The 25182-nt window shown below is 75.6% G+C and carries 21 protein-coding genes; 14 read left to right on the top strand and 7 right to left on the bottom strand.

Annotation, left to right across the window (positions count from 1 at the left end):
- Positions 1–93: 93 nt before the first annotated feature.
- Both AC2A1K_RS02480 and AC2A1K_RS02475 read right to left on the bottom strand, forming a co-directional pair.
- Complete coding sequence (locus AC2A1K_RS02480) at positions 94–1578, bottom strand: CoA transferase (RefSeq protein WP_483894739.1); 1485 nt, start codon at positions 1576–1578, stop codon at positions 94–96.
- Positions 1571–3340, bottom strand: a complete 1770-nt coding sequence (locus AC2A1K_RS02475) for an acyclic terpene utilization AtuA family protein (RefSeq protein ID WP_483894738.1) — start codon at positions 3338–3340, stop codon at positions 1571–1573. The genes AC2A1K_RS02480 and AC2A1K_RS02475 overlap by 8 nt, the downstream gene beginning before the upstream one ends.
- Positions 3341–3579: 239 nt before the next feature.
- On the opposite strand from AC2A1K_RS02475, the gene AC2A1K_RS02470 reads away from it, so the two are divergent.
- Positions 3580–3771 carry a hypothetical protein gene (locus AC2A1K_RS02470; RefSeq protein ID WP_483894737.1) on the top strand — a complete coding sequence of 64 codons (192 nt, stop codon included), beginning with the start codon at positions 3580–3582 and terminating at the stop codon, positions 3769–3771.
- A gap of 73 nt (positions 3772–3844) precedes the next feature.
- The gene (locus tag AC2A1K_RS02465; protein WP_483894736.1) at positions 3845–4876 is read left to right on the top strand and encodes a DUF4185 domain-containing protein; all 1032 of its coding nucleotides are present in this window, start codon (positions 3845–3847) and stop codon (positions 4874–4876) included.
- On the opposite strand, the gene AC2A1K_RS02460 is transcribed toward AC2A1K_RS02465, so the two are convergent.
- Both AC2A1K_RS02460 and AC2A1K_RS02455 read right to left on the bottom strand, forming a co-directional pair.
- Positions 4873–5625 (bottom strand): class F sortase, encoded by a 753-nt coding sequence (locus AC2A1K_RS02460; protein ID WP_483894735.1) that lies wholly within the window; start codon positions 5623–5625, stop codon positions 4873–4875. The two genes, AC2A1K_RS02465 and AC2A1K_RS02460, sit on opposite strands and share 4 nt — an antisense overlap.
- Positions 5626–5734: 109 nt before the next feature.
- Complete coding sequence (locus tag AC2A1K_RS02455) at positions 5735–6328, bottom strand: hypothetical protein (RefSeq protein ID WP_483894734.1); 594 nt, start codon at positions 6326–6328, stop codon at positions 5735–5737.
- An 881-nt stretch (positions 6329–7209) separates the two neighbouring features.
- On the opposite strand from AC2A1K_RS02455, the gene pknB reads away from it, so the two are divergent.
- From pknB to AC2A1K_RS02415, 8 genes are all read left to right on the top strand, one after another.
- Positions 7210–9156, top strand: coding sequence for a Stk1 family PASTA domain-containing Ser/Thr kinase (pknB, locus tag AC2A1K_RS02450; RefSeq protein ID WP_483894733.1), 1947 nt, complete (start codon positions 7210–7212; stop codon positions 9154–9156).
- A 147-nt stretch (positions 9157–9303) separates the two neighbouring features.
- Positions 9304–9672: a hypothetical protein gene (locus AC2A1K_RS02445; protein ID WP_483894732.1), complete on the top strand. Its 369-nt coding sequence runs from the start codon at positions 9304–9306 to the stop codon at positions 9670–9672.
- Between the two features lie 175 nt (positions 9673–9847).
- Positions 9848–12394: an ATP-binding cassette domain-containing protein gene (locus tag AC2A1K_RS02440; RefSeq protein ID WP_483894731.1), complete on the top strand. Its 2547-nt coding sequence runs from the start codon at positions 9848–9850 to the stop codon at positions 12392–12394.
- 663 nt (positions 12395–13057) lie between these two features.
- Positions 13058–15013, top strand: coding sequence for a serine/threonine-protein kinase (locus AC2A1K_RS02435; protein WP_483894730.1), 1956 nt, complete (start codon positions 13058–13060; stop codon positions 15011–15013).
- Between the two features lie 251 nt (positions 15014–15264).
- A complete protein-coding gene (locus tag AC2A1K_RS02430; RefSeq protein ID WP_483894729.1) occupies positions 15265–15795 on the top strand; it encodes a hypothetical protein in 531 nt (176 codons plus the stop codon).
- Positions 15796–16000: 205 nt separating this feature from the next.
- A complete protein-coding gene (locus AC2A1K_RS02425; protein ID WP_483894728.1) occupies positions 16001–16621 on the top strand; it encodes a DUF4190 domain-containing protein in 621 nt (206 codons plus the stop codon).
- A 106-nt stretch (positions 16622–16727) separates the two neighbouring features.
- Positions 16728–17327 (top strand): TetR/AcrR family transcriptional regulator, encoded by a 600-nt coding sequence (locus AC2A1K_RS02420; protein WP_483894727.1) that lies wholly within the window; start codon positions 16728–16730, stop codon positions 17325–17327.
- Positions 17328–17376: 49 nt separating this feature from the next.
- The gene (locus AC2A1K_RS02415; protein WP_483894726.1) at positions 17377–17961 is read left to right on the top strand and encodes an ASCH domain-containing protein; all 585 of its coding nucleotides are present in this window, start codon (positions 17377–17379) and stop codon (positions 17959–17961) included.
- Positions 17962–17970: 9 nt separating this feature from the next.
- Here the strand turns inward: AC2A1K_RS02415 and AC2A1K_RS02410 are convergent, their stop codons facing one another.
- Positions 17971–19158 carry an erythromycin esterase family protein gene (locus AC2A1K_RS02410; RefSeq protein ID WP_483894725.1) on the bottom strand — a complete coding sequence of 396 codons (1188 nt, stop codon included), beginning with the start codon at positions 19156–19158 and terminating at the stop codon, positions 17971–17973.
- Positions 19159–19278: 120 nt separating this feature from the next.
- Between AC2A1K_RS02410 and AC2A1K_RS02405 the strand changes: the two genes are divergently transcribed.
- Complete coding sequence (locus tag AC2A1K_RS02405) at positions 19279–20508, top strand: acyl-CoA dehydrogenase family protein (RefSeq protein WP_483894724.1); 1230 nt, start codon at positions 19279–19281, stop codon at positions 20506–20508.
- Positions 20505–21647 (top strand): acyl-CoA dehydrogenase family protein, encoded by a 1143-nt coding sequence (locus AC2A1K_RS02400; protein ID WP_483894723.1) that lies wholly within the window; start codon positions 20505–20507, stop codon positions 21645–21647. The genes AC2A1K_RS02405 and AC2A1K_RS02400 overlap by 4 nt, the downstream gene beginning before the upstream one ends.
- Positions 21648–21650: 3 nt before the next feature.
- Here the strand turns inward: AC2A1K_RS02400 and AC2A1K_RS02395 are convergent, their stop codons facing one another.
- Positions 21651–22376, bottom strand: coding sequence for a GntR family transcriptional regulator (locus AC2A1K_RS02395; protein ID WP_483894722.1), 726 nt, complete (start codon positions 22374–22376; stop codon positions 21651–21653).
- A gap of 75 nt (positions 22377–22451) precedes the next feature.
- On the opposite strand from AC2A1K_RS02395, the gene AC2A1K_RS02390 reads away from it, so the two are divergent.
- Together AC2A1K_RS02390 and AC2A1K_RS02385 are read left to right on the top strand one after the other, a co-directional pair.
- Complete coding sequence (locus AC2A1K_RS02390) at positions 22452–23585, top strand: CaiB/BaiF CoA transferase family protein (protein WP_483894721.1); 1134 nt, start codon at positions 22452–22454, stop codon at positions 23583–23585.
- A gap of 10 nt (positions 23586–23595) precedes the next feature.
- Positions 23596–24375 (top strand): enoyl-CoA hydratase, encoded by a 780-nt coding sequence (locus AC2A1K_RS02385; RefSeq protein WP_483894720.1) that lies wholly within the window; start codon positions 23596–23598, stop codon positions 24373–24375.
- Here the strand turns inward: AC2A1K_RS02385 and AC2A1K_RS02380 are convergent.
- Positions 24372–25157 (bottom strand): IclR family transcriptional regulator, encoded by a 786-nt coding sequence (locus AC2A1K_RS02380; protein WP_483894719.1) that lies wholly within the window; start codon positions 25155–25157, stop codon positions 24372–24374. The genes AC2A1K_RS02385 and AC2A1K_RS02380 overlap by 4 nt on opposite strands.
- Positions 25158–25182: the final 25 nt, after the last annotated feature.

The following is a 25182-nucleotide window of genomic DNA, read 5'->3' as shown; positions in this document are numbered from 1 at the left end:
ACGTGAACGCGTGCTCGGCGTGGCCGCCGGCGGTGCACCGCACCCGGCGAGCACGAGCAGCGTCCGGCGAGCAGCACGCGGACCAGCACCCGATCAGTGTGCGCGCCACTCCCGCGCCGACGCCCCGCGGGCGACGAGCACCGGGTCGTAGCGCCCGGGCGTCGCCGACATCGCGACCTGGTCGGTGACGCCCTGGTAGGCGCCGAGCCCGGTGCCGGCGGTGAACGTCTCCGGGTCGAGGTAGCGGTGCTCCTCGGTCGCGTTCGCCGTCGCGTGCGCCCACTCCCGGTCGAACAGCCCCAACGAAAGGATCCACAACGCGACGCGGGTCAGCGACACGTGCACGTGGTAGGAGCCGCCCTCGACCGCCCGGCGCCGCAGCGCCGCGACGGCGCCGGCCTGCGCGAGCCACGGGACGAGGTAGTCGTTGACCACGAGGATCGGAGGCAGGCGCGGGGTCTGCCCACCCCCCTCGAGCAGCATCATCCCGCTCACCGAGCCGGCGGTCTGGTCGAAGCCCGGCCGCCCCGCCCACGGCCCCTCGAGGCCGTGCAGCGACACCGTCACGGACACGATCCCGGGCCGCTGGGCGGCGACCTGCCCGGGCCGCATCCCGATCTCCTCGAGGAACGCCGGGCGCCGGTTGTGGAAGAACACGTCGGCGCCCGCGAGCAGACGGGAGAGCTCGGCACGGTCGCGACGCGGGTCCAGCCACGACGAGCGCATGCCGACGTTCGCGGACGCATAGGTCGTCTCGTGCTCGGTCTCGCCGACGCGCCAGAGGTTGAGGACGTCGGCGCCGTGCAGCGCGAGCGACCGCCCGAACCCGGCGCCGGCGATCACGTGCCCCATGCCGAGCGCCCGCAGCCCGGAGAAGGGCAGCTCGCCGCCCGGGGGCAGGGGCTCGGGGTCACTGTCGCCGATCTTCGTGACCTCGACCAGCGGGAGGTCGGCGAGCGCCTCGGTGTACTGCCGCTCGGCGAGCATCTCCGGCAGCGAGCGCACCACCGGCATGACGACGCCCGCCGCGGCCGCCGCCTCCTCGAGGTCGTCGGACCTCCAGCGCCCGATCGCCTCGGTGACCGCGGCCTTCGTCAACGGCACCCCGAGCAGCTCCTGGGCACGCAGCCGCAGGTTCGGGTACCTGTTCTGCGGCATCACGAAGCGCCCGTCGGCGCAGCGGAAGAAGCTGAACCCCATCGCGTTGCCCTGCTCCACGCTCGAGGCCACGGGGTAGCCGCCGAGGCGCTCCCAGGTCCGGTCGTAGAACGGGCAGAGGCGGTGCGGAGCCGAGCGCAGGTCGACGTGGACGTCCTGGCCGGGCCCACCGCGGTCGCGGTGCAGGGCCGCGGCGGCCACCGACTTCGCCAGCAGCCCGATGCTCGCCGCCGCCCCGACCCGCACGGGGCTGGGCACGACGGGGTCGCGCCCGGCGAGGCTCACAGCGCCCCCGGCGTCGGCCGCGGACATCCCGAGCGGCGCGAGCACGTCGTCCAGCTCGACCAGCGGGTCGAAGGCGTCGTCGCCGGTGAGGGGGTTCGCCCGGGCCACCTCGAGCCGGCTGGTCAGATCAGACACTCGGGACCTCCGTCACCAGTGCCTCCGGCAGGTCCACGAATCGCGCCCGCAGGAACTCCGCGACGGCCTTGCCCGCGATGTCGGGCCGCCCATTGGACGACGCGCCCTTGCCGAGAACGTCGTGGACCACGAAGTGCACCGCCCGCAGGCCGGGGAGCTCGTGGCGCTCGATCACCACGTCGGCGGCGTCGGGGAACAGCGCGCGGAGGCGCTCGATCGACAACGTGCCGCGCAGCCAGTCCCACGCCCTCTCGTCGACACCGGCCGGCGCCCAGAACCCGATGTTGGAGTTGCCGCCCTTGTCCCCGCAGCGCCCGTGCGCGACGAGCCCGAGCGGCGCACGGCGGGTCGGGCCGAGGTCCGGGACCGGCGGCGCGCCGTCCGACGGTCGCTGGCCGGTCGCGGCGACCCGGACCGGGGTGTCCTTGACCGGTCTCCGCGTCCCGTCGGCACCGACCACGACGTGGTCGAGCACGTCGACCGGCACGAGCGCGGGCCAGTACTCGACCACCGGGGCACACACCTTGAGCGGGTTGACGTAGAGCCCGGGGTAGCCGGGCAGGAAGAGCCCCGTCATCGGCGCGACGAACCGCCGGGCGTCGACCTGGTCCTTCGTGCGTGCCTGGGCGGTGACGAGGATCTGCTGGGCGGCGGCCCACTGGTCGGGCGGGTCCTCGACGGGCGTGCCGATGCGGTCGACGCGCAGCAGGCTCAGGTCGAGGCCCTCGGTGATCCGCTCGACGTGCGTGCGCAGGAGTGCGACCTTGGCCTCGAGGTCGAGCCCGGTGGCGTAGAAGGCGACGCTCGACTCGTAGCCGCCCGGGGCGGTCATGGCGAGCTTGGTGGTGGTCGGCGGCGGGGAGCCGGTGACGCCGGTGATCTCGACGCGGTCCGGGCCGACCTGGGTGAGCGCGACGTCGTCGAGGTGCAGGGTGACGTCGGGGTTCAGGTAGGTCGGGCCCTGGATCTCGTAGAGCAGCTGGGCGGTGACGGTGTCGGTGGTGACGGTGCCGCCCGAGCTGTCGTGCTTGGTGATGACGGCGGTGCCGTCGGCGGCGACCTCGGCGATCGGGTAGCCGAGGTCGTCGACGCGCGGCACCGCGGTGAAGCCGGAGAAGTTGCCGCCCGTGGCCTGGGGCCCGCACTCGATGACGTGCGCGGCGGCCACCGCCCCGGCGAGCGCACCCCAGTCCTCGGTTCCCCATCGGTGCCACCACGCCGCCGCCCCGACCGTCAGTGAGGCGTCGGTGACCCGCGGGCAGATCACGACATCGGCGCCGCCGGCGAGCGCCGCGGCGATGCCCCAGCCGCCGAGGTAGGCGTTGGCGGTGGTCGGCTCGAGACCCGAGTCGGCGAGCGGGACGCCGGTGTCGAGGTGCTCGAGCGCGCCCAAGGAGTCGAGCCGCGCGGACAGGTCGTCGCCCTCGACGTGCGCGACGACGAGGTCGAGACCGGCGTCGGCGATCACGCGGCGCACCTCGCCGGCCAGGCCGGCCGGGTTGAGCCCGCCCGCGTCGACCACGAGCCGCGCCCCGCGCTCGGCGAGCAACCCCACGGCGTCGGTGAACTGGGCGAGGAAGCTCTGCGCGTAGCCGAGCGAGGGGTCCTTGGCGCGCTCCAGGGCCAGCTGGCGCAGGGTGGGTTCGGCGAGGTAGTCGCCGGTGACGACGTCGACCGGGCCGGCGAGCGCATCGCGCAGCCCGGAGAAGCGGTCCCACAACCAGCCGGCGCAGTTGGCGATGCGGACCGGGCGAGCACTCATGGCGTGGGCCTCCCGGGCTCGGGTCGGCGGGACGGTCAGGCCTGACCGTTACCGGAGTGTGCCCTCGCCGGGGCGATCCTGCAGAGTGTCCTGGATCACATATCTCTGAGAGCACCCTGAACGGTCGTCACCCGTCCAGCTCAGTGGTTCCCATGATCATCCGTCTACCGTTCAGAGCGCCGACCACTGGTCGATCCGGACGATCGACCTCGACTCCGGTCGGGGCAAGGGGAAATCGCATGAAGACGCTCGCGCTCGCCCTCGGCGGCCTCGCCGCCGCGTGGATGGCCGCGCCGACGGTGGCCATGGCCGCCCACGGCACCGTCGACGGTCGCACCCGCGCCGCCTGGCGCGAGGCGCCCGTGCGGGAGCGTCCCGCCCCCGTCCCCGCGCAGCGCCGCAGCCCCGTCGCGGAGCGCATCCCGGCCTGACGTCCCGGTCCGACAGCGCGGCCCGACGTCCCGCTCCGACGGAGCGGTGACGCCCGTCCGGTATACCCACGGCATGCGCACCCTCGAGGTCACGAAGCTCCGGGACCTGACCGGGCCCGGGCACACCGACGAGTACGGGATCGGCGGCACCGACCTGGGCGCCGCGGCGCTCGCGCCGAACGGGCGGCTCGTCGCCGTCTTCGGCGACACCTTCGAGAGCAAGCAGGCGGGCGGCCCGGGGTGGCGCTCGCCGGTGATCCTCTTCGGTGACCCGGCGTCGGTCCGCGGCGACGGCGGCGTGCGGTGGACCGGGTCGGCCGGCGGCGGCCGCGGCTACGCGCAGCAGGTCGTCTCCTACCGCCACAACTCCCGGATCGGTGGCCGTCTCGGCGGGCTGATCGGCGGCACGCGGATCACCACACAGCTGCCCACGGACCTGATCACCATCGGCGACCAGATGTACCTGCACGTCATGGCCTGCGAGGGGCTGGGCAACGTGCACTGGACGGAGATCCACCGCTCCCGTGACAACGGCGAGACCTGGGAGTCCACGGGCCTGAGCTGGCCCGGCGGGCACCTCGGCGGGCTCTTCCAGATGCTCACCTGGGAACTCGGCCCGGACGGCTACGTCTACGCGCTGACCACCGGCTTCCAGCGGGACAAGGGCCTGCTGCTGCACCGCGTGCCCGCCGACCGGCTGCTCGACGCCGCGTCGTGGGAGGGCTGGGGCTTCGCGAACGGCGCCTGGGCCTGGGGGAACGCCCCGACGCCCGTGCTGCCCGGCGCGTTCGGCGAGCTCTCGCTGCGCCGCGTCGGCGACCAGTGGTGGCTCGCGGCCTTCGACGCCGGCCGCTACCGCGTCGACCTGATCCCGCTGCCCGGCGGGCCGACCACGGACCTGACCACCGCCGAGCGCCTCACCGTGATCGCCGGCTGCGGCTGGGGCGACGAGGACCACGGCGGCGGGCGCGTCGCGCCGTGCTACGGCGGCTACATCCTGCCCGGCTCCACGCCCGACGAGATCCACCTCGTCGTCAGCCAGTGGCACACGAACGACAACTGGCCCTACCGGGCGATGCACTTCCGGGCGCGGCTCGGCGCCTAGATCTCGCGCGCGAACACCACGGTGTTGTCGCGATAGGAGCCCTCGCCGCGGTCGAAGCTGCCGCCGCAGGTGATCAGGCGCAGCTCGGGGCCCGGGGTCGGGCCGTAGACGCGGTCGGTCGGGAAGGCGTCCTTGGGGTAGACGGCGACCTCGGTGATCTCGAAGGTCACCGTCGCCCCGTCGGCGCGCACGACGTCCGCGCGGTCGCCAGGGCGCAGTCGCCCGAGCTCGTAGAACACCGACGGCCCGGACACGGCGGAGTCCACGTGCCCGATGATCACCGACGGGCCCTGGCGGCCCGGGGTGACGGAGTAGCGGAACCACGCGGCGTGGTCGTAGCCCGGCGATCCCTCCGCGGGGACCTCCATGGTGCGGTCGGGATTGAGGCCGACCTGGTCGACCGGTGAGTCCACCCGGATCGCGGGGACGCGCAGCGTCGCCGGGGGTGACGAGGTCCCGAGCGGCCCTGCGGTCTCGAGCTCCCGGACCGGCGGGCCGTCGACCCGCGACGACGGGGGTGGCGGTCCGACCTGCGCGGCCGGCGCGGGCGCCGGCGGCGGGCCCGACTGGTGCGTGAGCGCCCAGCCGAGGAGCCCGACCCCGAGCACCGCGAGCAGCACGGCCCCCGCGACCAGCGCCCACCGCACGCAGTCGGTGCGGGGCGGCGGTTCCGGTGGCGGAGCGAGGGCCTCCTCCGCTGCCTCGGTCGCAGTCGGGGCGTCCCTCGCTCCGTCGGACTCGGCGCTCACCCCGTGCTCCCTCCGGGTCGGACCCTGTCGGACCCCCCAACCACTACAGCACCCGCACACACGACGACCCCGCACACCGGACGGGGGTGTGCGGGGTCGCCGGGGGTGATCAGCTGTCGGTGCGACGACGGCGCGCGGCGGTCGCGCCCAGTGCGCCGGCACCCGCGAGCGCGAGCGCGCCGGCACCGATGAGGCCGGCGTGCTCGACACCCGAGGTCGAGCCCCCGCCGGTGGCCACGCCACCCGACGGCGTCTGGCTCGCGCCGCCACCGGTGCCGCTGCCGGACCCGGAGCCCTCGGCGCCGGAACCGCCCGCGCCCGCCCCGCCGGACCCGTCACCGCCGGCACCGCCGGCACCGCCGGCACCGCCTTCGTCACCGGCACCGCCTTCACCGCCTTCACCGCCGGCGCCGCCCGCGCCCGGCTGGCCCTCGGCGCCGGCCTCGCCGCCCGCGCCCGGCCGGCCCTCGGCGCCGGCCTCGCCGCCCGCGCCCGGCTGGCCCTCGGCGCCCGGCTGACCCGGCTGGCCGCCCTGGCCGGGGATGAGCCCCGGCGGGACCTGGGTCGGGACACCCGACGGCAGCGCGGTCGGCACACCCTGCGGCAGCTCGGGCGTCTCCGAGCAGCCCGCCAGCAGGCCGAGGCCGAGCGCGCCGGCGACCGCCGGCGCGGCGAGCAGACGTGCCCTGTTGTTGGAGATCACAGTACTTCCCCTCCGAGTTCGTCGCGGCACGCCAGCCCCCGACGGGGCGTGACGCGGTCGGGGGAACCCTTCCCTCATCACGCAGCGCGCACACACGGACGCCACACAAAATTGCGGCGAACGGTGGTGCGCGGTCTGCTGAACGGCCGTCGTCATCCACAGCGGTGATCGCCAGGTTCCGGCCGGTGCTCGGCATCGTGCGGCCCCGCCGCCACCACCTCTCCCCCGCTTCTCCCCCCCGCTTCTCCCCCCGCTGCCACCGGCGCCGGACGGCGCACCCCTGCGGGACCTGCCTGACGCGGCGCGACGGGCACGGTCGGCCGGCCCGCACGGCGACCGAGGTCGACGCGCTGCGGCTCTCGGTGCTCACCGGCGGTCCCGTCGGGGCCGGCTCGCGCACCGCCTGCTGGTGCACGAAACGGACCGCGCGGTCTCCCGCACATGCATCCGGTCGGAGCAGCCGCCCACCGACCAGCCGCCGCATCCTGGCGACAGCGGTCCGGGCCGGGACCCCGCGGATTCTTCGCCGGGTGCGCCGCGGCGGCCGGACTCCGCTGCACGGGTCAGCGCTGCTGCGCCGAGCCGATCACCGGCCCGTGGAGCGGCTGGCCGCGGTCCGACCCCGGTGCGAGCTGCTTCGACTGCACGTCGTGCGGCTGCGACGGCTGCGAGACCTGCCGCGGCGAGGGCTGCAGTTGCGACGAGTGCTGCTGCGGTGACCGACGGCATCGCACCCGACGAACGGGCGAACTCGCGCGCCGAAACGGCGACCCGCCGTTGCCGACCCGCTCCCCCACCGTTGGACCCGTCCGGGTGATGCTGGGCGATGCCGATGCGGGACCCCGGCGAGACCGAGCAGTGAGCGGAGGCACGAGGAGCGCATGTCGCAGGCGACGCTGGTGGCCGGGCGGTACCAGCTCGGTCCGAGCCTGGGCCGTGGCGGCATGGCGGACGTGCACGCCGGGCTCGACGTGCGTCTGGGTCGCGAGGTCGCGGTCAAGGTGCTGCGCTCCGACCTCGCCCGTGACCCCTCGTTCCGGTTGCGCTTCGAGCGCGAGGCCCAGAACGTCGCCGGGCTCAACCACCCCGGGATCGTCGCCGTCTACGACACCGGCGAGGTCGCGGCCGAGGGCGTCGGGCTGCCGTTCATCGTCATGGAGTACGTCAGCGGATCGACGCTGCGCGACCTGCTGCGCGTCCACGGCCCGATGCCGCCGGAGCGCGCCTGCGCGGTCATGGCCGACGTCTGCGCGGCCCTGGGCTACAGCCACGACAGCGGCGTCGTGCACCGCGACGTGAAGCCCGCCAACATCATGATCACGCCGGGCGACGTCGTGAAGGTGATGGACTTCGGGATCGCCCGGGCGCTCACCGAGACCGGCCCGGCGCTGACCGGCGACATGGTCATCGGCACCGCCCAGTACCTCTCGCCCGAGCAGGGGCTCGGCCAGGAGGTCGACGCGCGCGCCGACGTCTACGCCGCGGGCTGCGTGCTGTTCGAGCTCCTCACCGGCGAGCCGCCGTTCACCGCCGACAGCCCGGTGGCGATCGTCTACCAGCACGTGCGGGAGGACCCGCCGCTGATCGCCACGCTCGCCCCGCCCGGCGTCGTGGTGTCCTCCGAGCTCGAGGCCGTCGTGCGCCGCGCGATGGCCAAGAACCCGGACAACCGCTATGCGGCGGCTGCCGAGATGCGCGCCGACCTGCTCCGCGTGCTCGCCGGCGAGCGGCCCGACGCGCCGGCGGTCCTCGGCGAGCACGAGCGGATCACCGAGGACGACCACGGCCGCGGCTGGGACACCGGCCGCTGGACCGACCCCGGCCGCCGTCCGCGGCGCCGCGGCGACACTGCGGACGCCGACACCGCCGAGACCCTCCTGACCCCGGAGATCGCCCGATCCGGTGGCCGGCGCGCCGCCGGCGACGGCGGACGCACCGGCGCGCACGCGGCCGCGGCGCCGAAGCGGTCGCGGCGCAAGCTCGCGGCGGTCGGGGTCGCGCTCGCGGTGCTGCTCGGCGGCGGGTGGTGGGCGCTGTCCCCGTCGGACAGCGAGGTACCCCGCCTCGTCGGTCTCAGCCGCGACGAGGCCGTCCGCGCGCTGACCGACGCCGGCCTCTCGCCGATCGTGGTGCCGACCGCGTCCGCGCCCGATCAGGTCGACCGCGTCGTCGGCGCCTCGCCCGACGTCGGCCAGCGGGTCGACGAGGAGTCGGCGGTGACCCTGCGGATCGGGCGCGGCCCGGGCCTCGTCCAGGTGCCGCTGCTCGTCGGGCGCAGCCCTGAGGCGGCGCGCGTGGCGGCCGAGGGTGCGGGGCTCGTCCTCACCCCGGTGCCGCGCAGCCGCGAGACGAGCGACCCGACCGAGGTCGGCCAGGTCATCGGGCAGGACCCGGTGCCCGGCTCGCTGCGGGCGCCGGGCGAGGCGATCGAGCTCGTCATCGGCCAGCGGCGGGCCACGCTGCAGGTGCCCGACGTCGTCGGCCGCACGCGGGCGTCCGCGGAGGCCACGCTCGAAGGCGTCGGGCTGGAGGTCTCGGTCCGCGAGGTCGACAGCGGCGGCGCGGCCGGCACCGTCGTCACCGTGGCACCCGACGTCGGCACCTCGGTCCCGCGCGGCAGCACGGTGACCCTGAGCGTCGTCCGCGAGGGGTCGGCCCCGTCCTCGGGCGCACCGTCCGACGGCTCCGGCGACGCCGGCTCCGGGTCGGGCGGTGAGACCGAGAGCGGTGACGGCACGGGCGTCTCGCCCGGGACCGGCGACGGCGGCGACACCGGGGACACCGGCGACGGCTCCGGCGACGACGGGTTCTTCGACGGCCTCTTCTGACGCGCCTTCCCGCGAGGTGACGCCTCTCTTCGGCTGACGGGCGCCGGAACTGGAGTCCTCCGGACGGCCCATCAAGAACGGCCGCCTGCCGCTCGATGCAGAGGGTGACCGAACACCGGCCCGTCGCACCGAGGGACGTGATCCACGATGTTCCGCCGCTCGACCACCACCACCCGCTCCGCCCGCCCCGCCGCCCTCCTCGCGGCGCCCCCCGCCGACGGGAGCCCCGACGGTGACGAGGGCACGCCGACCGCCCTCGGTCCCCGGCACACCCGCCGTGCGCGGCAGCGTCAGGCCGACGACGCCGCGGCCCTGCGTGCCCGCCTCGACCGGGTGCACCGGCGCCTCGCGGAGGTCGGATCGGTACAGGTCACCGGGCACGTGCACGCGATCGACACCGCCGCCGCGCGCCGCGACCCGCTGACCCGCCCGTTCGACGCGCCGCTCCCCCGCGCCGCGGCCGAGCACGCCCCGGCGCGCCGTTCGTTCACGGCCCCGCTCCCCCGACCGGCCTGAGGCGGACCACCCGCTCGGACGCCGTCAGTCACCAGGAGTGACAGATCGGCGCGATTATCGCGAACCCTCTGGATGAGAACCCCCTCGTGAACACAGACTGTCACCGTCTCGGGCGCGCGCTCCGGGGGAGGTGACGTCGCCGGGCCGCGGGGCCCGGCCGCGAGGGAGGAACCCGGTGCATCCCGTGGAGCCCGTGCCCCGGCCCGCCGCCGGCCGCCGACCGGCGCGCGGCCGGCCGCTGACGGCGCCGCAGCTCGAGCTGACCCACGGCGAGCGCCGCCTCGTCGTGCCACCCGGGCAACCGGTCACGATCGGCCGGGACGAGGCCGCCGGGTTCCAGGTCGTCCATCCCCTCGTCTCACGCGTGCACGCCGAGCTGCGGCCGCTGCCCACCGGGTGGGAGCTGCTCGACCGCAGTCAGAACGGGGTGTTCGTCGCCGGCGAGCGGCTCCAGCAGCTGCGGCTGTCCCCCGGCGCCACACCCCGGCTCACGCTCACGCTCGGTGTCGGCGGCCCCGAGGTGACACTGTCGCTGCGGGCCGTCGGGGCCGACCCGGGAGCGCCGCCGGTGCCGATGTCCGCCCCGCTCGTCGCGCCCGCCGACCGGCCCGCGCGCCTGCCGCGGCCGGTCCCCGGGTCACCCACCCCGCCGTCCGGGTCCGAGTCGACAGGACCGAGCCGGCAGGGTCGGCTCTCCGCGGTCCACCGGCTGCCCGCCCCACCGACCCCCGAGGGACCCGCACCGGCGCGCCGCATCCGCATCGGCCGCGAGACCGACAACGACGTCGTCGTGCACGACCTGCTCGTCTCGCGCCACCACGCCGAGCTGGTCGGCGACGGCGCCGGCGGCTGGGAGCTGGTCGATCTCGGCAGCCGGGGCGGCACCTACGTCGACGGGCGGCGGGTCCGTCGCGTCCCGCTCCGGCCCGGGATGCTCGTCGGCATCGGGCACGCGCTGTTCCACCTCGACGGTGGCCGAGAAGGACCTGGCGTGCTGGTCGAGCGCGAGGACGCGGGCGCGATCGCGTTCCGCGCGCAGGACCTGGTGGTGCGCACGGCGAGGGACCGGGTGCTGCTCGACGGGATCGGCTTCGCCCTCGAGGAGAACAGCCTGCTGGCGGTCGTCGGGCCCTCGGGGGCGGGGAAGTCGACGCTGCTGCGCGCGCTCACCGGGTTCCGCCCGGCCGACGAGGGCCGGGTCACCTACGCCGACCGCGATCTCTACGCCGACTACGACGAGCTGCGCCAGCGCATCGGGCTCGTCCCGCAGGACGACATCCTGCACCCGCAGCTCACCGTCCGGCGGGCGCTCGCCTACGCCGCCCGCCTGCGGTTCCCGTCGGACACCACCGAGGCCGACCGCGACCACCGCATCGCGCAGGTCATCACCGAGCTGGGCCTGGGCGGGCAGGCCGACCAGCGCATCGACTCCCTGTCCGGCGGCCAGCGCAAGCGCACCTCGGTCGCCCTCGAACTGCTCACCCGCCCCTCGCTGCTCTTCCTCGACGAGCCCACCTCCGGGCTCGACCCCGGGCTCGACAAGAGCGTCATGCACACGCTGCGCAGCCTCGCCGACGACGGACGCACCGTCGTCGTGGTCACCCACAACGTCGCCAACCTCGACGTCTGCGACCGCCTGCTCCTGCTCGCCCCCGGCGGCACCACCGCCTACTTCGGACCACCGCGGGAGGCGCTCTCCTACTTCGGCGTCACCGACTTCGCCGACCTCTTCCTCCTGCTGGAGCGCCGACCCGGCGCCGAGTGGGCGGAGCGGTTCCGCCGCTCCCCGCTCGGCGAGCGCTACATCGGCACGCCGCCCCCGTCGCGCCCGGTGGACCGCGCGCCCACCCTGGCCGCCACCCCGCCGCCGCGCCAGCAGTCGGCGCTCGCGCAGTTCGGCGTGCTGTGCCGCCGGTACCTCGCCGTGATCGCCGCGGACCGCCAGTACACGATCTTCATGGTGGCGCTTCCGCTGCTGCTGGCGGCGCTGTCGCACGCGCTGCCGGTGGACACCGGCCTCTCGCTCGCCGAGCAGATGCGCGGGGTGTCCGGGGCACCGCCGAGCCTGCTCATGGTGTTCGTGGTCGGCGCCGCGCTGATGGGGTCGGCCGCGTCGATCCGCGAGCTGGTCAAGGAACGCGAGATCTACCGCCGGGAACGCGCGATCGGCCTCTCCCGCCACGCCTACCTGCTCTCCAAGGTCGTCGTCCTCGGGATGGTCACCGGGCTGCAGGGCGTCGTGCTCGGCGTCCTCGGCCAGCTCGGGCGCCCGGGCCCCGACGAGGCGGTCGTGCTGGCCGACCCGCGTCTGGAGATCCTCGTCGCGATCGCCGGGACGACGATCGCGAGCATGGCGGTCGGCCTCGCGGTGTCGGCCTGGATCGACAACGCCGACCGCGGCATGCCGCTGCTCGTCCTGCTCGCGATGCTGCAGTTCATCCTGTCCAGCGCGCTGCTGCAGATCCAGGACAGCCCGGTCCTCGCGCAGCTCTCGTGGTTCGTGCCGGCACGCTGGGGTTTCGCGATGGGCGCGTCGACGATCGGCGTGCGCAGCGGGCCCGGGGTGCCGCCGCCCCACGCCGGCGCCGAGCCGCTCTGGGAGCACACGGCCGGCGCCTGGCTGTTCGACCTCGGCGCCCTGGCCGGCGTCACCGTCCTGTTCGTCGTCGTCACCGCACTCCTGCTGCGGCGCCTCGACCCGCGAGCCGGGAGGACGCGATGACCGTCACCTCGACGGGCCGTCACCGCGGCGCCGACGCCGGTCCCCGGACCGGCGGCGACACGGGCGACCATCCCGCCGCCACGGGCACGACGCGCTACGTCCGGGTCCCGGACGACGGGGCGCGCCCCGTCGACCGGTCCTTCGTGCCCACCCCCGACACCGCCGGCCGCGCCGTCGGGAACGCCCGCCGCGGTCGTCCTGTGCGACGACGGCGCGGCGGTCCCCGCCGGCTTCGCCTACTACGCGCAGTGGTCGACCGCCGCGGACGCCCAGCAGTGGCACGACGACCAGCGCACCTGGGGCCCGAGCCTCGACGGCATGGCGGGGTGGGGTCACGGCGTCGACCAGCGACAAGGCCCGCTGCATCGCCGCACTGCGCCCGAACGGCACCGTCTACGCGAGCGGCGCGTACTCCGCTCGGCCGTACACGCACCCGTTCGCTGGATGACCCGAACCGGATGTTGCCCTCGACGAACCTCCTGCCCGGGGACCGGCTCCCGACCGGCCGGTGACCGGGCGCAGCCCGACGGCTGTCACGGCGAGTAAGGAATCTGTGCGAAAACTGTAAGTCCTATGGCCTGGCCGAGGGTGATCGCACATACTCTCGGTGACTTTCATCCGGGTCCCGTCTCCCCGGAGAGCCACGATCCAGGAGAGCGCCGCATGAGCACCGAGGCCCCGGGCCAGACGCCGCCGTCGTCGGGGGAACCCGCGGAGACGTTCGGGCCCTACCGCCTCGAGGAATGCATCGGACGCGGCGGGATGGGCGAGGTCTTCCGCGCGTTCGACACCTCTCGTCAGCGCACCGTCGCGGTCAAGCGCCTCCACGGCGGCCTCGCCGACGACGGTGACTACCAGGAGCGCTTCCGCCGCGAGTCCCGCACCGCCGCGCGCCTGTCGTCGCCGCACGTGATCCCGATCCACGACTTCGGCGCCATCGACGGCCGCCTCTACATCGACATGCGCCTGGTCTCCGGGGTCGACCTCGCCGAGGAGATCGAGCGCCACGGCCGGCTCGACCCGCGGCGCGCCGTCGAGATCGTCCGCCAGACCGCGGACGCGCTCGACGCCGCCCACGACGACGGGCTGATCCACCGCGACGTCAAGCCGTCCAACGTCCTGATCACCCAGCACCGCGGCCGCGACTTCGTCTACCTCGTCGACTTCGGCATCGTCCGCGCGATGGGCGGCGACACGAACAGTTCGCTCACCGGCACCGGCTCCGCGATCGGCACGCTCGCCTACATGGCCCCCGAGCTGTTCGTGGGCCGCGAGATGGACCGCCGCGTCGACGTCTACGCGCTGGGCTGCCTGCTGTTCGAGGCGATCGCCGGGCGCCCGCCCTTCGTCTCCGAGGGCCCGGGCCTCATGTACGACCACCTCAACGAGACCCCGCCGCGCCTCTCGGAGGTCGCGCTCGGCTCGCCGCCCGCGCTCGACGCGGTGCTCGCCCAGGCCATGGCCAAGGACCCCGCGCAGCGCTACGCCACGGCGGGCGACTTCGCGGACGCGGCGGTGCGCGCGGCCGGCGGCGAGGCGCCCGCGGCCGGTGCCGCGCCGGGCGGCGGTCCGGACGACGCGACCGCTCGCAACACCGTCGCGGGCGCCGGTGCCCTCGGGGCCGGCGCGGTGGCGGGGGCGGCGGCCGCCGGCGCGTCCGGCCCGCAGAGCGCCGTCCCGACCCAGGTCCCCGCCCCCCGCCGGACCTCGGGGCCGCAGGCGGCGCCGTGGACCCCGCAGGCGCCCCAGACCCCGCAGGGCCCGTCGCCGTTCGGTGCGCCGCAGTTCTCCGGCCCGCCGCCGGCGCCGGCGGCGTGGGGCCCGACCCAGCCGGGCGGCACCCAGGGCTACGGCCAGCCGGGCTACCCGCCCGGCACCGCGCCGCAGGGTTTCGGCGCTCCGGGGTACGGCAGCGACCAGTACCCGCCGCCGGGCACCAGCGGCCCGCAGGGCTGGTACGGCCAGCCGCCGCAGCCGCCGAGGAGCGGCAAGGGCAAGATCGTCGGGATCATCGCAGGCGTCGCCGCCCTGCTGCTGGTCGTCGTGGTCGGCGCGGTCGTGATCCTCAACCAGAACACCTCCCCCCAGAACACCCAGAACACCTCTCCGGCGCCCGCCCCGGGCCCGATCACCACCAACGCCCAGCCGCCGAACAACGGCGGGACGGGCGGCAACGGCAGCACCGCCCCGGCCGGGCAGGCGACGATGGCGCAGGTCTTCCCGGACGTGACCGCCTCCACCTGCCGGCCGACCACGTCGCAGGACCAGCTCACCACCAGCACCGGCGTGAACCCGGCCGAGGCGTACATCTGCGACTTCTCCAGCGTCGCGCCCGGCGCCCGGGTGATCTTCGCTCGCTGGCCCGACGCGACCGGGGCGCGGTCCTTCTACGACGACACCAGCCGGCTCGGCCCCCGCATCGAGAACTTCGACGTGTGGCGCGCCAACCAGGTCCAGCAGGGCCCGCTGTACACCGCGCAGGCCAGCGGCACCGTCTACTCGACGGGCATCTACGAGGGCCTGAACTACAGCTGGGAGATCCGTACCAGCACCCTGGAGCAGTCCAACGCCGTGTTCGGGGCGGTCCAGTTCCGCGCCAGGTCCACGTTCGGCGGCTGATCAGCCCCGATGGCGGCTCCCCGCGCCGCCGGGCACGGGTCGTCGGCGCGGTCGCCGCCGCGACGGTCCTGCTCGTGGCGGTGGCCGCCGGGTGTCCCCCACCCGGGGTGTACGAACCCGTCCGCGTGACGCAGACTCCCTGACCAGCGGTCACGCGCGCAGGTGATCGACCCGATACTGCGGCCGGGACGGATCGAGGAGGCCACCATGAGCAGCACCGGGATCGCCGAGCACGTCACGGCCTCGTGGCGGTGAGCGCGCCGGCGGCGAGCGCCGGCGCCGGTCGCGGGCCCTGGATCGCGAGCGCCGCGCTCGGCGTCGCGATCCTCGTGGCCGCGGCGCTGGCGGTGCTCACGCTCGTGACGGCGCCCGTCTCGCCCGCGAGCTCCGAGGCCGCGGCTTCGGCCCGGCCCCTGCCCGCCCCGAGTGCGGCCCCCGCCCCGGCGCCCGCGCCCGCCCCGGCCGGCGCCCCCGCGCTCGCCGACGCTGCCGGGCGCAACCTGCCCGCCGCCGTCGCCACCGGGGTCCGTGGCCTCTACACCGCGCTCGGCGCGGGCGACCTCCCTGCGGTCCAGCAGCGCTACCGGCCGTCGACCGCCGTCGACGCCGCGCCGTGGTCGCGGGTCGAGCCGCTGCTCGCCCAGCCCGCCAACCGGGAGGCGCTCCTGGCCGCGCTGCGCGAGCCCCCGCAGCGTCGGTCCGGGTTCTACCGCTACGCGGCCGGCGGCGCCGTCGCGGGCGTCGACGCGCAGGGCCGGCTGGCGTTCATCTCGCTGCCTTGATCGCCGGCCCGACGATCACGTCGGCGGCCGGGCCCCGGGGCCTGCGGGACGGGCCGGTCGCGGCGAGGACGCCGCACGCGAGCGTCCTCGCGGTTCCGGCGAAGGGCGCCCACCACCCATCGAGGCGAGCGAAAGGGCCCTTCGGTCGGACACCCCGGGCGTCGCGCACACCCCGGAGATCGGGACGCCGTCCTACGATCCGGGCGTGAGCTCGCCGTGGGAACCGCAGCGCGACGGCCGGGAGGGGCAGGACCCCCCGGCGAACTTCGCATCGCCCGGGGACGGTCCACCGACGCCACCGCCCGCCTCGGAGCCGTACTCGTCGAACCCGTACTCGTCGAACCCGTACTCGTCGAACCCATACTCGTCGAACCCATACTCGTCGAACCCATACGGCCCGAGCCCCTACGCGCTCGAGCCCTACTCCGACCCCTACGCCGCCGACCGCGCGTACCAGCAGCAGCAGAACCCCTACGCCCAGCCGCCCTACGCCCAGGATCCCTCCACGGCGTACCCGTCGGGCGCCTACCCGCCGTACCCGCAGGGGCCGTACACGCCGGCGTCGTACGACTCCTACCCCAGCGGCCCGCAGGTGTCGGGGCTCGCGGTGGCGGCGCTGGTGTGCGGGGTCCTCGGGTTCTTCACCGCCGGCGTCGCCTCGATCGCCGCGGTGATCTGCGGGCACCTCGCCTGGCGCGAGACGAGCAGCGGGCAGAACTCCGGCCACGGCATGACGATCGCCGGGCTGGTGCTGGGCTACATCCCGATCGTCGGCTGGATCCTCTTCTGGCTCTTCTTCCTCGTGGTCGGCGTCAGCTCGATCTGAGGTCCCCTTCACAGTGGCGCATCCAGCCGGTGCCGAGACGGTTACCGTGGCGATGTCTTCAGCGACTGCAGACTTGCGGTCAGCGCAGTGACTGGTGGGAGGTCCGGTGACGACGGGTGGACTGCGTGAGCGCAAGAAGGCCGCCACCCGGGCCGCGCTGCGCGAGGCGGCGGTCCGCCTCGGGCGGGAGCACGGCCCGGACGCGGTGACGGTCGAGGCGATCTGCGCCGAGGTCGACGTCTCCCCGCGCACCTTCTTCAACCACTTCACCAGCAAGGACGACGCGTTCTTCGGCGCCGGGCCGGAGGACACGACCGATCTCACCGACGCCGTCGTCGCCCGCCCGGCCGACGAGGACCCGCTCGCGGCCGCGGCCGGGGTGCTGGCCGACATCCTCGACGCCGCGACCGGCTCGGGCGTCTGGCACCAGCAGCTCCTGCTGCTGCGCGAGCACCCCGAGCTGCTCGGCCGGATGCACGCGGCCACCAAGGCGACCGAGGCCGCGCTCGCCGAGGGGATCGCGGCGCGGACCGCCCGCACGGTCACCGATCCCTACGTCCTCACGACCGCCGCGATGGCGATGACGGCGCTGCGTGTGGCCGTGGGCCTCTGGCTCGACCATCCCGAGTCGCCCGGGATCGCCGCGCGCCACCACCTCGACGGCGTGATCGACCTTCTTCGCGCGGGCCTCACGCCGCCGCGCTGACACGGGGACGTCCCCGTCGAGTCGAGCACGCGGGTGGCACCCTGATCCCGTGCTCTTCGCCCTGCGGTTCGCCGAGCCCATCGCGCGCGGCGAGGTCGACCTGACGTTCCGGCGCTGGAAGCGGGCGCAGGTGAAGCCCGGACGGCCGTACCGGACGCCGGTGGGGCGGCTGCAGGTCGACGAGGTCGACGTCGTGCGCCGCGAGGATCTCGGTCCCGACGACGCCCGGCGCGCCGGCTTCGACTCCGTGGACGCCGTGCTCGCCGAGGCGGACCGGCACGCCGCGCACGACGCCGAGCTGTACCGGGTGCGCTTCCACCTGCTCGACGAGCCCGACCCGCGCGCCGAGCTCGCCGCGACCGTGCCCGACGCCGACGACCTCGCCGCCGTCGGCAGGCGCCTCGACGCCATGGACGCGCGCAGCGGGCACGGTCCCTGGGCGTGGGCGACGCTCGCGGCGATCGCCGACCGGCCCGGCGTGCGCGCCCCGGACCTCGCGGCGTCGTTCGGTCGCGAGACCGCGCCGTTCAAGACCGACGTCCGCAAGCTCAAGGCGCTCGGGCTGACGCACTCGTTGCCCGTCGGCTACGAGCTCTCCCCGCGCGGGCGCGCGGTCCTGGCGACGAGAGGCTGACGCCGAGGGCTAACGCACCCAGCTCGGGCGCACCGTCGACACCACGGCGACCCCGTCGATCTCGCTCGCCGGGACGCACGGCACGAACGCGCGGGCCGGCGCCGCCGGGGACACCTCGTCGCCGATCGAGCGCCGCGTCGTCGGCGACCGGGCCCAGGCGGTGGCGGCCGCGGGCCGGCCCGCCCCCATCAGGTCCACCAGCGAGTCCCGCGGGCAGGCGGCCAGCACGGTGCCCTCGAGCGACGAGGCCGGCGCGGCCGGGAAGCGGTGGGTCTTCGGGGTCCGCGTCGGGCCGACGAAGCGCCGGCGCCGCAGGGCGCGCATCGACCCCGAGCCGGCGGAGAGCAGCAGCGCCCTGTATCCGTCGCCGAGGCGTTCGCGCAGGCGGGCGCCGAGGGTCTCGTGGCGGACGACGACGTGGTCGGCGTGTGCCCAGAGGACGACGGGGCCGCCGCCCTCCTCGGCGGCGAGCACCGCGTCGGCCATGAGGCTCGTGGCGACGGCGTCCCGGCGGTCGGCCGGGGTCGCCGCGAGCTCGGCGGCGCGCAGGAGGAACCCGGCGTGCCGGACGGCCTCGGCGTGCTGGGTCGGCGAGGTCTCCGCGATCAGCGCGGGGACGTCCTCGTCGAGCCGCGCGCGCACGCGCTCGACGGTCGCCCGCGTGGCGGCGTCGCCGTGCCCGAGCGCGAGGTCGGCGAGCGTGTCGGCCTCGCGAGCCAGCGTGTCCGGGGCCACGGTCCGCAGGTAGGCGCCCACGACGCGGACGGCGTTCGCGGGGCGGCGCGGGTCGATCCCGACGATCGGCACGGGGGTGTCCTCGGCGAGCGTGCGCACGAGGTCGAGCACCTCGCGGCAGTTCCAGCTCCACGAGCCGAGGCGCTCGAGCGCGTCGCCCGGCGAGCCGATGCCGCGCCGCACGTGGTCGTCGAGCGCCGCGGCACCCGACTCGCCCGCCTGCAGCGCCAGCGTGCCGACACGGCCGGCGCGCACGGAGGCCTCGACCAGCCGGCAGGCCAGCAGCGCGAGCTCGCGCGTGCCACCCACCGCCGGGCCGACCGCGACGACCCGCGCGCCCTCGGTCGCGCGCACCCAGGCCGCCACGCCGTCCCCGTCGGTCTTCTCGTCGTCGGGCACCGCGAGCGGGTGCGCCCGCTCCGCGAGCCAGCGGGACACCTCGGCGGGGTCGGAGGAGGGCACGCCGAGCACCCTGACAGGTACCCGTGATCGGGCCGACAGCGGCACCTCGACGCGCTGCCCGTCTCGAACCGGTCTCGACCTCGTCTCGACAAGCACGGCCGAGCGACGGAAGGTGCAGGGGTGACGACCACGGACAGCCCTCCAGGCGCCCCGGACCCCCTGGACGCCCCGGCACTGGCGCGGCGCGTCGAGGAGTTCCTCGCCGAGCACGACCCGTCGACCACCGACCCCGCCGAGTTCCTCCGCGCGCGCTTCGCCGCCGGGCTGGCCTGGGTGCACTACCCGGCCGGCCTCGGAGGCCTCGGTGCCGCGAACGGCCTGCAGACCGCCGTCGACGCCGCGTTCGCGCACGCGGGCGCGCCGGAGAACCGACCGCGCCTCAACGTCATCGGCCTCGGCATGGCCGCGCCGACGATCCTGCGGTTCGGCGACGACGCGCAGCAGCAGCGCTGGCTGCCGTCGCTGTGGACCGGCGAGGACATCTGGTGTCAGCTGTTCAGCGAGCCCGGCGCGGGCTCCGACCTCGCGGGCGTCGGCACCAGCGCCGTGTGGGACGGCTACGGTGGTGGCGCTGACTGGGTGCTCAACGGGCAGAAGGTGTGGACCTCCATGGCCCACCACGCCCGCTGGGGCATCCTGCTCGCCCGCACCGACCCCGAGGCGGTCAAGCACCGGGGCTTGTCGTACTTCGTCGTCGACATGACCGCGCCCGGGGTCGAGGTGCGCGGGCTGCGCCAGATCACCGGCGAGGCGGAGTTCAACGAGGTCTTCCTGACCGACGTCCGCGTCCCCGACGACCAGCGCCTCGGCGAGGTCGGCCAGGGCTGGGCCGTCGCGCAGTACACGCTGATGAACGAGCGCGTGGCCATCGGCGGCGGCACGCTGCCGCGCGAGAGCGGGGCCGTCGGCGCCCTGGCGACGCGGTGGCGCGAGCACCCGGAGGCGCGCACGCCCGGGCTGCACGACCGCATGCTGCGGCTCTGGGTCCGCACCGAGGCGGCGCGCCTGACCGCCGAGCGCCTCGGCCAGCAGCAGGCCGCCGGCCAGCCGGGACCCGAGGGCTCCGGCGTGAAGATCACCTACGCCGGCCTCAACCAGGAGTGCTCGTCCCTCGAGCTCGAGCTGTGCGGCGAGGACGGCCTGCGCTACCCCGACTACACCGAGCGCCGCCCGGAGGTCGAGGACTACGCCGACCGGGACGCCGGCTGGCGCTACCTGCGCTTCCGCGCCAACTCGATCGAGGGCGGCACGTCCGAGATCCTCCGCAACGTCGTCGCCGAGCGCGTGCTCGGCCTGCCCGCCGAGGCCCGTGCCGACAAGGACGTGCCGTGGAAGGACCTGCCCCGATGAGCGCCGCAGCAACGACTCCTGGCACTCCCGACACCGGCGACCTCCTCTACTCCGAGGTCGAGGAGGACCTGCGCGCCAGCATCCGCGCGCTGGTCGAGAAGCAGGCCCCGTGGGACGCGGTGCTCCGGCGCACCGACACCGGCCGTGACGATCCCTCCGACTCCGTCGACACCGATCTGTGGAAGCGGCTCACCCAGGAGATCGGCGTGGCCGGGCTCGCCGTGGGAGAGGAGCGCGGCGGCGCGGGAGCGTCGTGGCGCGAGGCCGCGGTCGTGGCCGAGGAGCTGGGCCGCGCCGTGGCGCCGGTGCCGTTCCTCGGCACCGCCGTCGCCACAGCGCTGCTGGCGGGGTCCTCCGAGGACGAGCTGCTCGCCGCCGTCGCCGCGGGCGAGCGCACCGCCGTGCTCGTCGTCGGCGCCACCCACGGCGCCGGCCGGCCGGTGCCGGTCACCGTCGAGCGGCAGGGCGCGGGGGATCTCCTCGCCGGCAGCGTCACCGCCGTGATCGACGCCGTCACCGCCGACGTGCTGCTCGTCCCGGTCGGCGACGGCGAGATCGCGGTCGTCGAGACCGGTCCGGACGGTGGCGGCGACGGCGTCACCCGCACGACCTCCGAGTCGCTCGACATGACCCGGCGCCTCACCGACGTGGCCTTCGACGGGGCGCCGGTGCGCATCGTGTCCGGCGCCGACGTCGATCACGCCCTGCAGGTCGGCGCCGCGATCCTGGCCTCCGAGCAGCTCGGGCTCGCCGAGCGCTGCCTCACCGACACCGTCGCGTATCTGCGCGACCGCCACCAGTTCGGCCGGCCGCTCGCGTCGTACCAGGCGCTCAAGCACCGGCTGGCCGACCTCTGGGTCGCGATCACCCAGGCCCGCGCGGTGGCCCGCTACGCGGCGCGGTGTGCCGGCGACGGATCGCCGGACCTCCCGGTCGCCGCGGCGGTCGCGCAGGCGCACTGCTCCGAGGTCGCTCTGCTCGCCGCCGAGGACGGCCTGCAGCTCCACGGCGGGATCGGGTTCACCTGGGAGCACCCGGCGCACCTGTTCCTCAAGCGCGCCCGCGCCGACGCGCTGATCCTCGGCTCGGCCGACCACCACCGGACGGTCCTGGCGGGGCTGGTCGACCTGCCCGCCTGACCGTCACTCGGCCTCGGCGAGCCACCGGCGGGAGCGCTCGGAGGCGCCGTCAAGGCGGTCGGCGACCTGCTTGAGGAACGAGCGGTGCCCGTGCTCGGCGAACGCGCGGTGGGCCTCGTCGCGGTCGCCGCTCTCCACGACGGCGAGCAGGCGGCGGTGGCGCGCGACGTTGCCCGCGCGCGTCTCCGTCTCCCGACGGACCCCGCGGTTCATCGACATGCACAGCTGGATCTGCAGGGCCAGCGAGCGGTACATCTCGGTGAGCCGCTGGTTCTCGGCCAGGCCGATGATCGCGAGGTGGAAGGCGAAGGTCTGGGTGGTCATGTCGCCCTCGTCGCCGGACTCGGCGGCGAGGGCGAGGGCCTCCAGCGCCTCCCGGCACGGGACGAGCAGGTGCTCCGCGCGGACCGGGACGCCGAAGCGGACGGCCACCCACTCCAGCTCCTCGCGCAGGGTGACGATCTCGAAGACGTCGTGCTGGGTCAGCGGCGTGACGACCGCGCCGAGGCGGGGCTCCTGCACGACGAGACCCTCCTGGGCGAGGCGGCGCAACGCCTCGCGCAAGGGCAGGCGGGAGATGCCGAGCATGCCGGCGACCTGGTGTTCCACGATCCGGTCGCCCGGCTGGAGCTCGCCGCCGAGGATCATGCTGCGCAGGGCGTCCGCCGCCAGGACGGCGAGGCTCGGCGCCCGGACCGCGGTCGCCGCGGGCCGCTTCACGTCGCTCACGTCGTCCGCCACCCTCCCTCCCGGTCACGGCCGGGGTCTCGCGCCTCGCCGGGAGATTGTCTACGGTATCCCAGAATGACGCCCGATCAGTCGCCCGTGACCACGCCGCCGCTCGCGGGCATCACGGTGCTCGAGGTCGGGGTCTTCATGGCCGCTCCCTTCGCGACGATGCAGCTCGCCGATCTCGGGGCCCGCGTCGTGAAGGTCGAGCCCGACGACGGCGACCCGATGCGGGCCACCGGCCCCCACCTCGACGGGCACAGCTCACCGTTCGCCCGGCTCAACCGCAACAAGGAGTCCCGGCGCCTCGACCTCAAGAGTCCCGACGGCCACGCCGCCTTCCTCGCGCTGGTCGCGGAGGCCGACGTGCTGGTGGAGAACCTGCGTCCCGGCGCCATGCGCCGCCTCGGGCTCGACCACGCGTCTCTCGCCCCCGACCACCCCGGACTCGTCTACGCCTCGGCGTCGGGCTGGGGCCAGGACGGCCCGCTCGCCCCGCTGGCCGGGCTCGACATCATGGCCCAGGCCCGTAGCGGGCTGATGAGCATCACCGGCGACCCGGACGGCCGCCCGGCCAAGGTCGGCGTGCCGGTGTGCGACCTGACCGCCGGCCTCTACGTCGCCCTCGCCGTCGTCGCGGCGCTCCACGAGCGCGCCCGCTCGGGGTACGGCCAGCACGTCGACGTCTCGCTGCTCGAGTCCGGGGTCTCGCTCGGGGTCTACGAGGCGGCGACGTGGTTCGCCACGGGGGAGGTTCCGCGACGGCACGGCTCGGCGCACCAGTCCAACGCGCCGTACCAGGCCGTGCACGGCCGGGACGGGGACGTCACGGTCGGCGCGAACACCCCGCGGACCTGGGTGGCGTTCTGCCGGGCGCTCGGGCTCGACGCCCTGCTCGACGACCCCCGTTACGCCGACCCCTCCGCGCGCCTGCGCCACCGCGAGGACCTGATCGCGGCGATCGAGCACGTCACGAGGACCTGGGACACCGACGACCTCGTCGCCGCGCTCGAGAAGGCCGGCGTGCCCTGCGCCCCGCTCGCGACGTACGACGCGGTGTTCACCGACGACCACCTCGCCGCCCGCGACTACTTCTGGGACGCCCCGCACCCCGACCTGGGCACGGTGCGCCAGCTCGGGTCGCCGATGCGGTTCTCCCGCACGCCGGTGCGCCGTGGGGCGGCCGGTCCGCCGCTGGGGGCCTCGTGACGGAGGACTCGTGACGGAGGATCTGCGCACCGCCCTCGACGACGGGGTCCTGACGGTCACGTTCGCCCGGCCGGCGCGCCGCAACGCGATGACCTGGCCGATGTACGAGGGGCTGCGCGCGGCCTGCCGCCGGGCGGGCGACGACGACGTGGCCGTCGTCGTGCTCCGCGGCGAGGGCGACCGCGCGTTCGTCGCCGGCACCGACATCGCGCAGTTCCGCGCGTTCGGCGACGGGGAGAACACCGCCGGGGCGGACGGCGTCGACTACGAGCGCGGGGTGGCCGCGGTCCTCGAGGACCTCCTCGCCGCCCCGGTCCCGGTCGTCGCCGCCGTCGACGGGTTCTGTGTCGGCGCCGGCTTCGCCATCGCGGCGTGCGCGGACCTGGTCGTCGCCACGCCCGCGGCCGCGTTCGGCGTGCCGATCGCGCGGACGCTGGGCAGCACCCTGTCGGCGCACTCGCTCGCCCTGCTCGTCGAGCGCCTCGGCCGCGGCCGGGTCACCGACCTCCTGCTGACCGCGCGCCTGATCGACGCCGCGGAGGCCCACGCCGCCGGGTTCGTCACCCGGGTCGTCGACGACCTCGACGCCGGCGTCGCCGACCTGCTCGCCACCCTGCGCGCCCACGCCCCGCTCACGACGTGGGCGACCGGGGAGCTGCTGCGCCGGCTGCGCGCGGCGCGGGAGGTCGAGGACGCCGACGTGCTGGACCGCGTCTACGGCAGCGACGACTTCGCCGAGGGCGTCGCGGCGTTCGTCGAGCGCCGGGCCCCCGCCTGGCGGGGTCGCTAGCGGCCCGCCGGGGCGTCGGCACCGAACTGCGCGGCCAGCGCGTCGGCGGTCTCGCGCAGGTAGGGCAGCGCGCGGTCGACGGCGGCGAGGGTGAGCCGCGACGTCGGCCCCGACACCGAGATCGCCGACGGCGTGGGCGCGCCCGGGACGCCGACCGCCACGCAGCGCACGCCCTCCTCCTGCTCGGAGTCGTCGAGCGCCCACCCCCGCTCGCGGCTGACGGCCACGTCGGCGAGCACGTCCTCGGGGTCGGTCCGGGTGCGGTCGGTGAGCGCGGGCAGGCCGGCGCGTGCGAGCAGGGTCCGCACGGCGTCGTCGGCCAGGCCGGCGAGCAGCGCCTTGCCCACCCCGCTGCAGTGCAGGGGCACGCGGCGCCCGACGTCGGTGAACGTGCGCATGGTGTGCCGCGACGGGACCTGGGCGACGTAGAGCGCGCGGTCGCCGTCGAGCATGGCCATGTTCGCGGTCTCGCCGACCACGGTCGCCAGGCCGGCGAGGGTGGGCCGCGCGGCGGTGCCGACCATGCGGGTGGCCGTCTCCCCGAGCGCGATGAGACGGGGACCGAGGGCGTAGCGGCGCGAGGGCAACTGCCGGATGTACCCGGTGTCGATCATCGTGTGCAGGATCCGGTGGATCGTCGGCAGCGGGAGGCCGGACCGCGAGTTGATCTCCGACACGGCCATCTCGCCGCCGTTGGCCGAGATCAGCTCGAGGATCTCGAAGGCGCGGTGGAGGGACTGCACCCCGCCGCCCGCCGGCGCCGTGCCGTCGCGCCGCGCCATGCTCCGTCCCCTCCCGCCCGGACCG

Source organism: Actinomycetospora sp. 2LY8.5, assembly GCF_057180585.1.
The sequence above is the reverse complement of the archived record's forward strand: the minus strand, read 5'-3'. Positions and strand labels throughout refer to the sequence as shown.

Bases quoted from the DNA above. Each gene is read 5' to 3' on its own strand.
- AC2A1K_RS02475 (WP_483894738.1), bottom strand. From the start codon at position 3,340: ATGAGTGCTCGCCCGGTCCGCATCGCCAACTGCGCCGGCTGGTTGTGG.
- AC2A1K_RS02465 (WP_483894736.1), top strand. From the start codon at position 3,845: ATGCGCACCCTCGAGGTCACGAAGCTCCGGGACCTGACCGGGCCCGGG.
- pknB (WP_483894733.1), top strand. From the start codon at position 7,210: ATGTCGCAGGCGACGCTGGTGGCCGGGCGGTACCAGCTCGGTCCGAGC.
- AC2A1K_RS02400 (WP_483894723.1), top strand. From the start codon at position 20,505: ATGAGCGCCGCAGCAACGACTCCTGGCACTCCCGACACCGGCGACCTC.
- AC2A1K_RS02380 (WP_483894719.1), bottom strand. From the start codon at position 25,157: ATGGCGCGGCGCGACGGCACGGCGCCGGCGGGCGGCGGGGTGCAGTCC.
- AC2A1K_RS02470 (WP_483894737.1), top strand. From the start codon at position 3,580: ATGAAGACGCTCGCGCTCGCCCTCGGCGGCCTCGCCGCCGCGTGGATG.
- AC2A1K_RS02390 (WP_483894721.1), top strand. From the start codon at position 22,452: ATGACGCCCGATCAGTCGCCCGTGACCACGCCGCCGCTCGCGGGCATC.
- AC2A1K_RS02445 (WP_483894732.1), top strand. From the start codon at position 9,304: ATGTTCCGCCGCTCGACCACCACCACCCGCTCCGCCCGCCCCGCCGCC.
- AC2A1K_RS02435 (WP_483894730.1), top strand. From the start codon at position 13,058: ATGAGCACCGAGGCCCCGGGCCAGACGCCGCCGTCGTCGGGGGAACCC.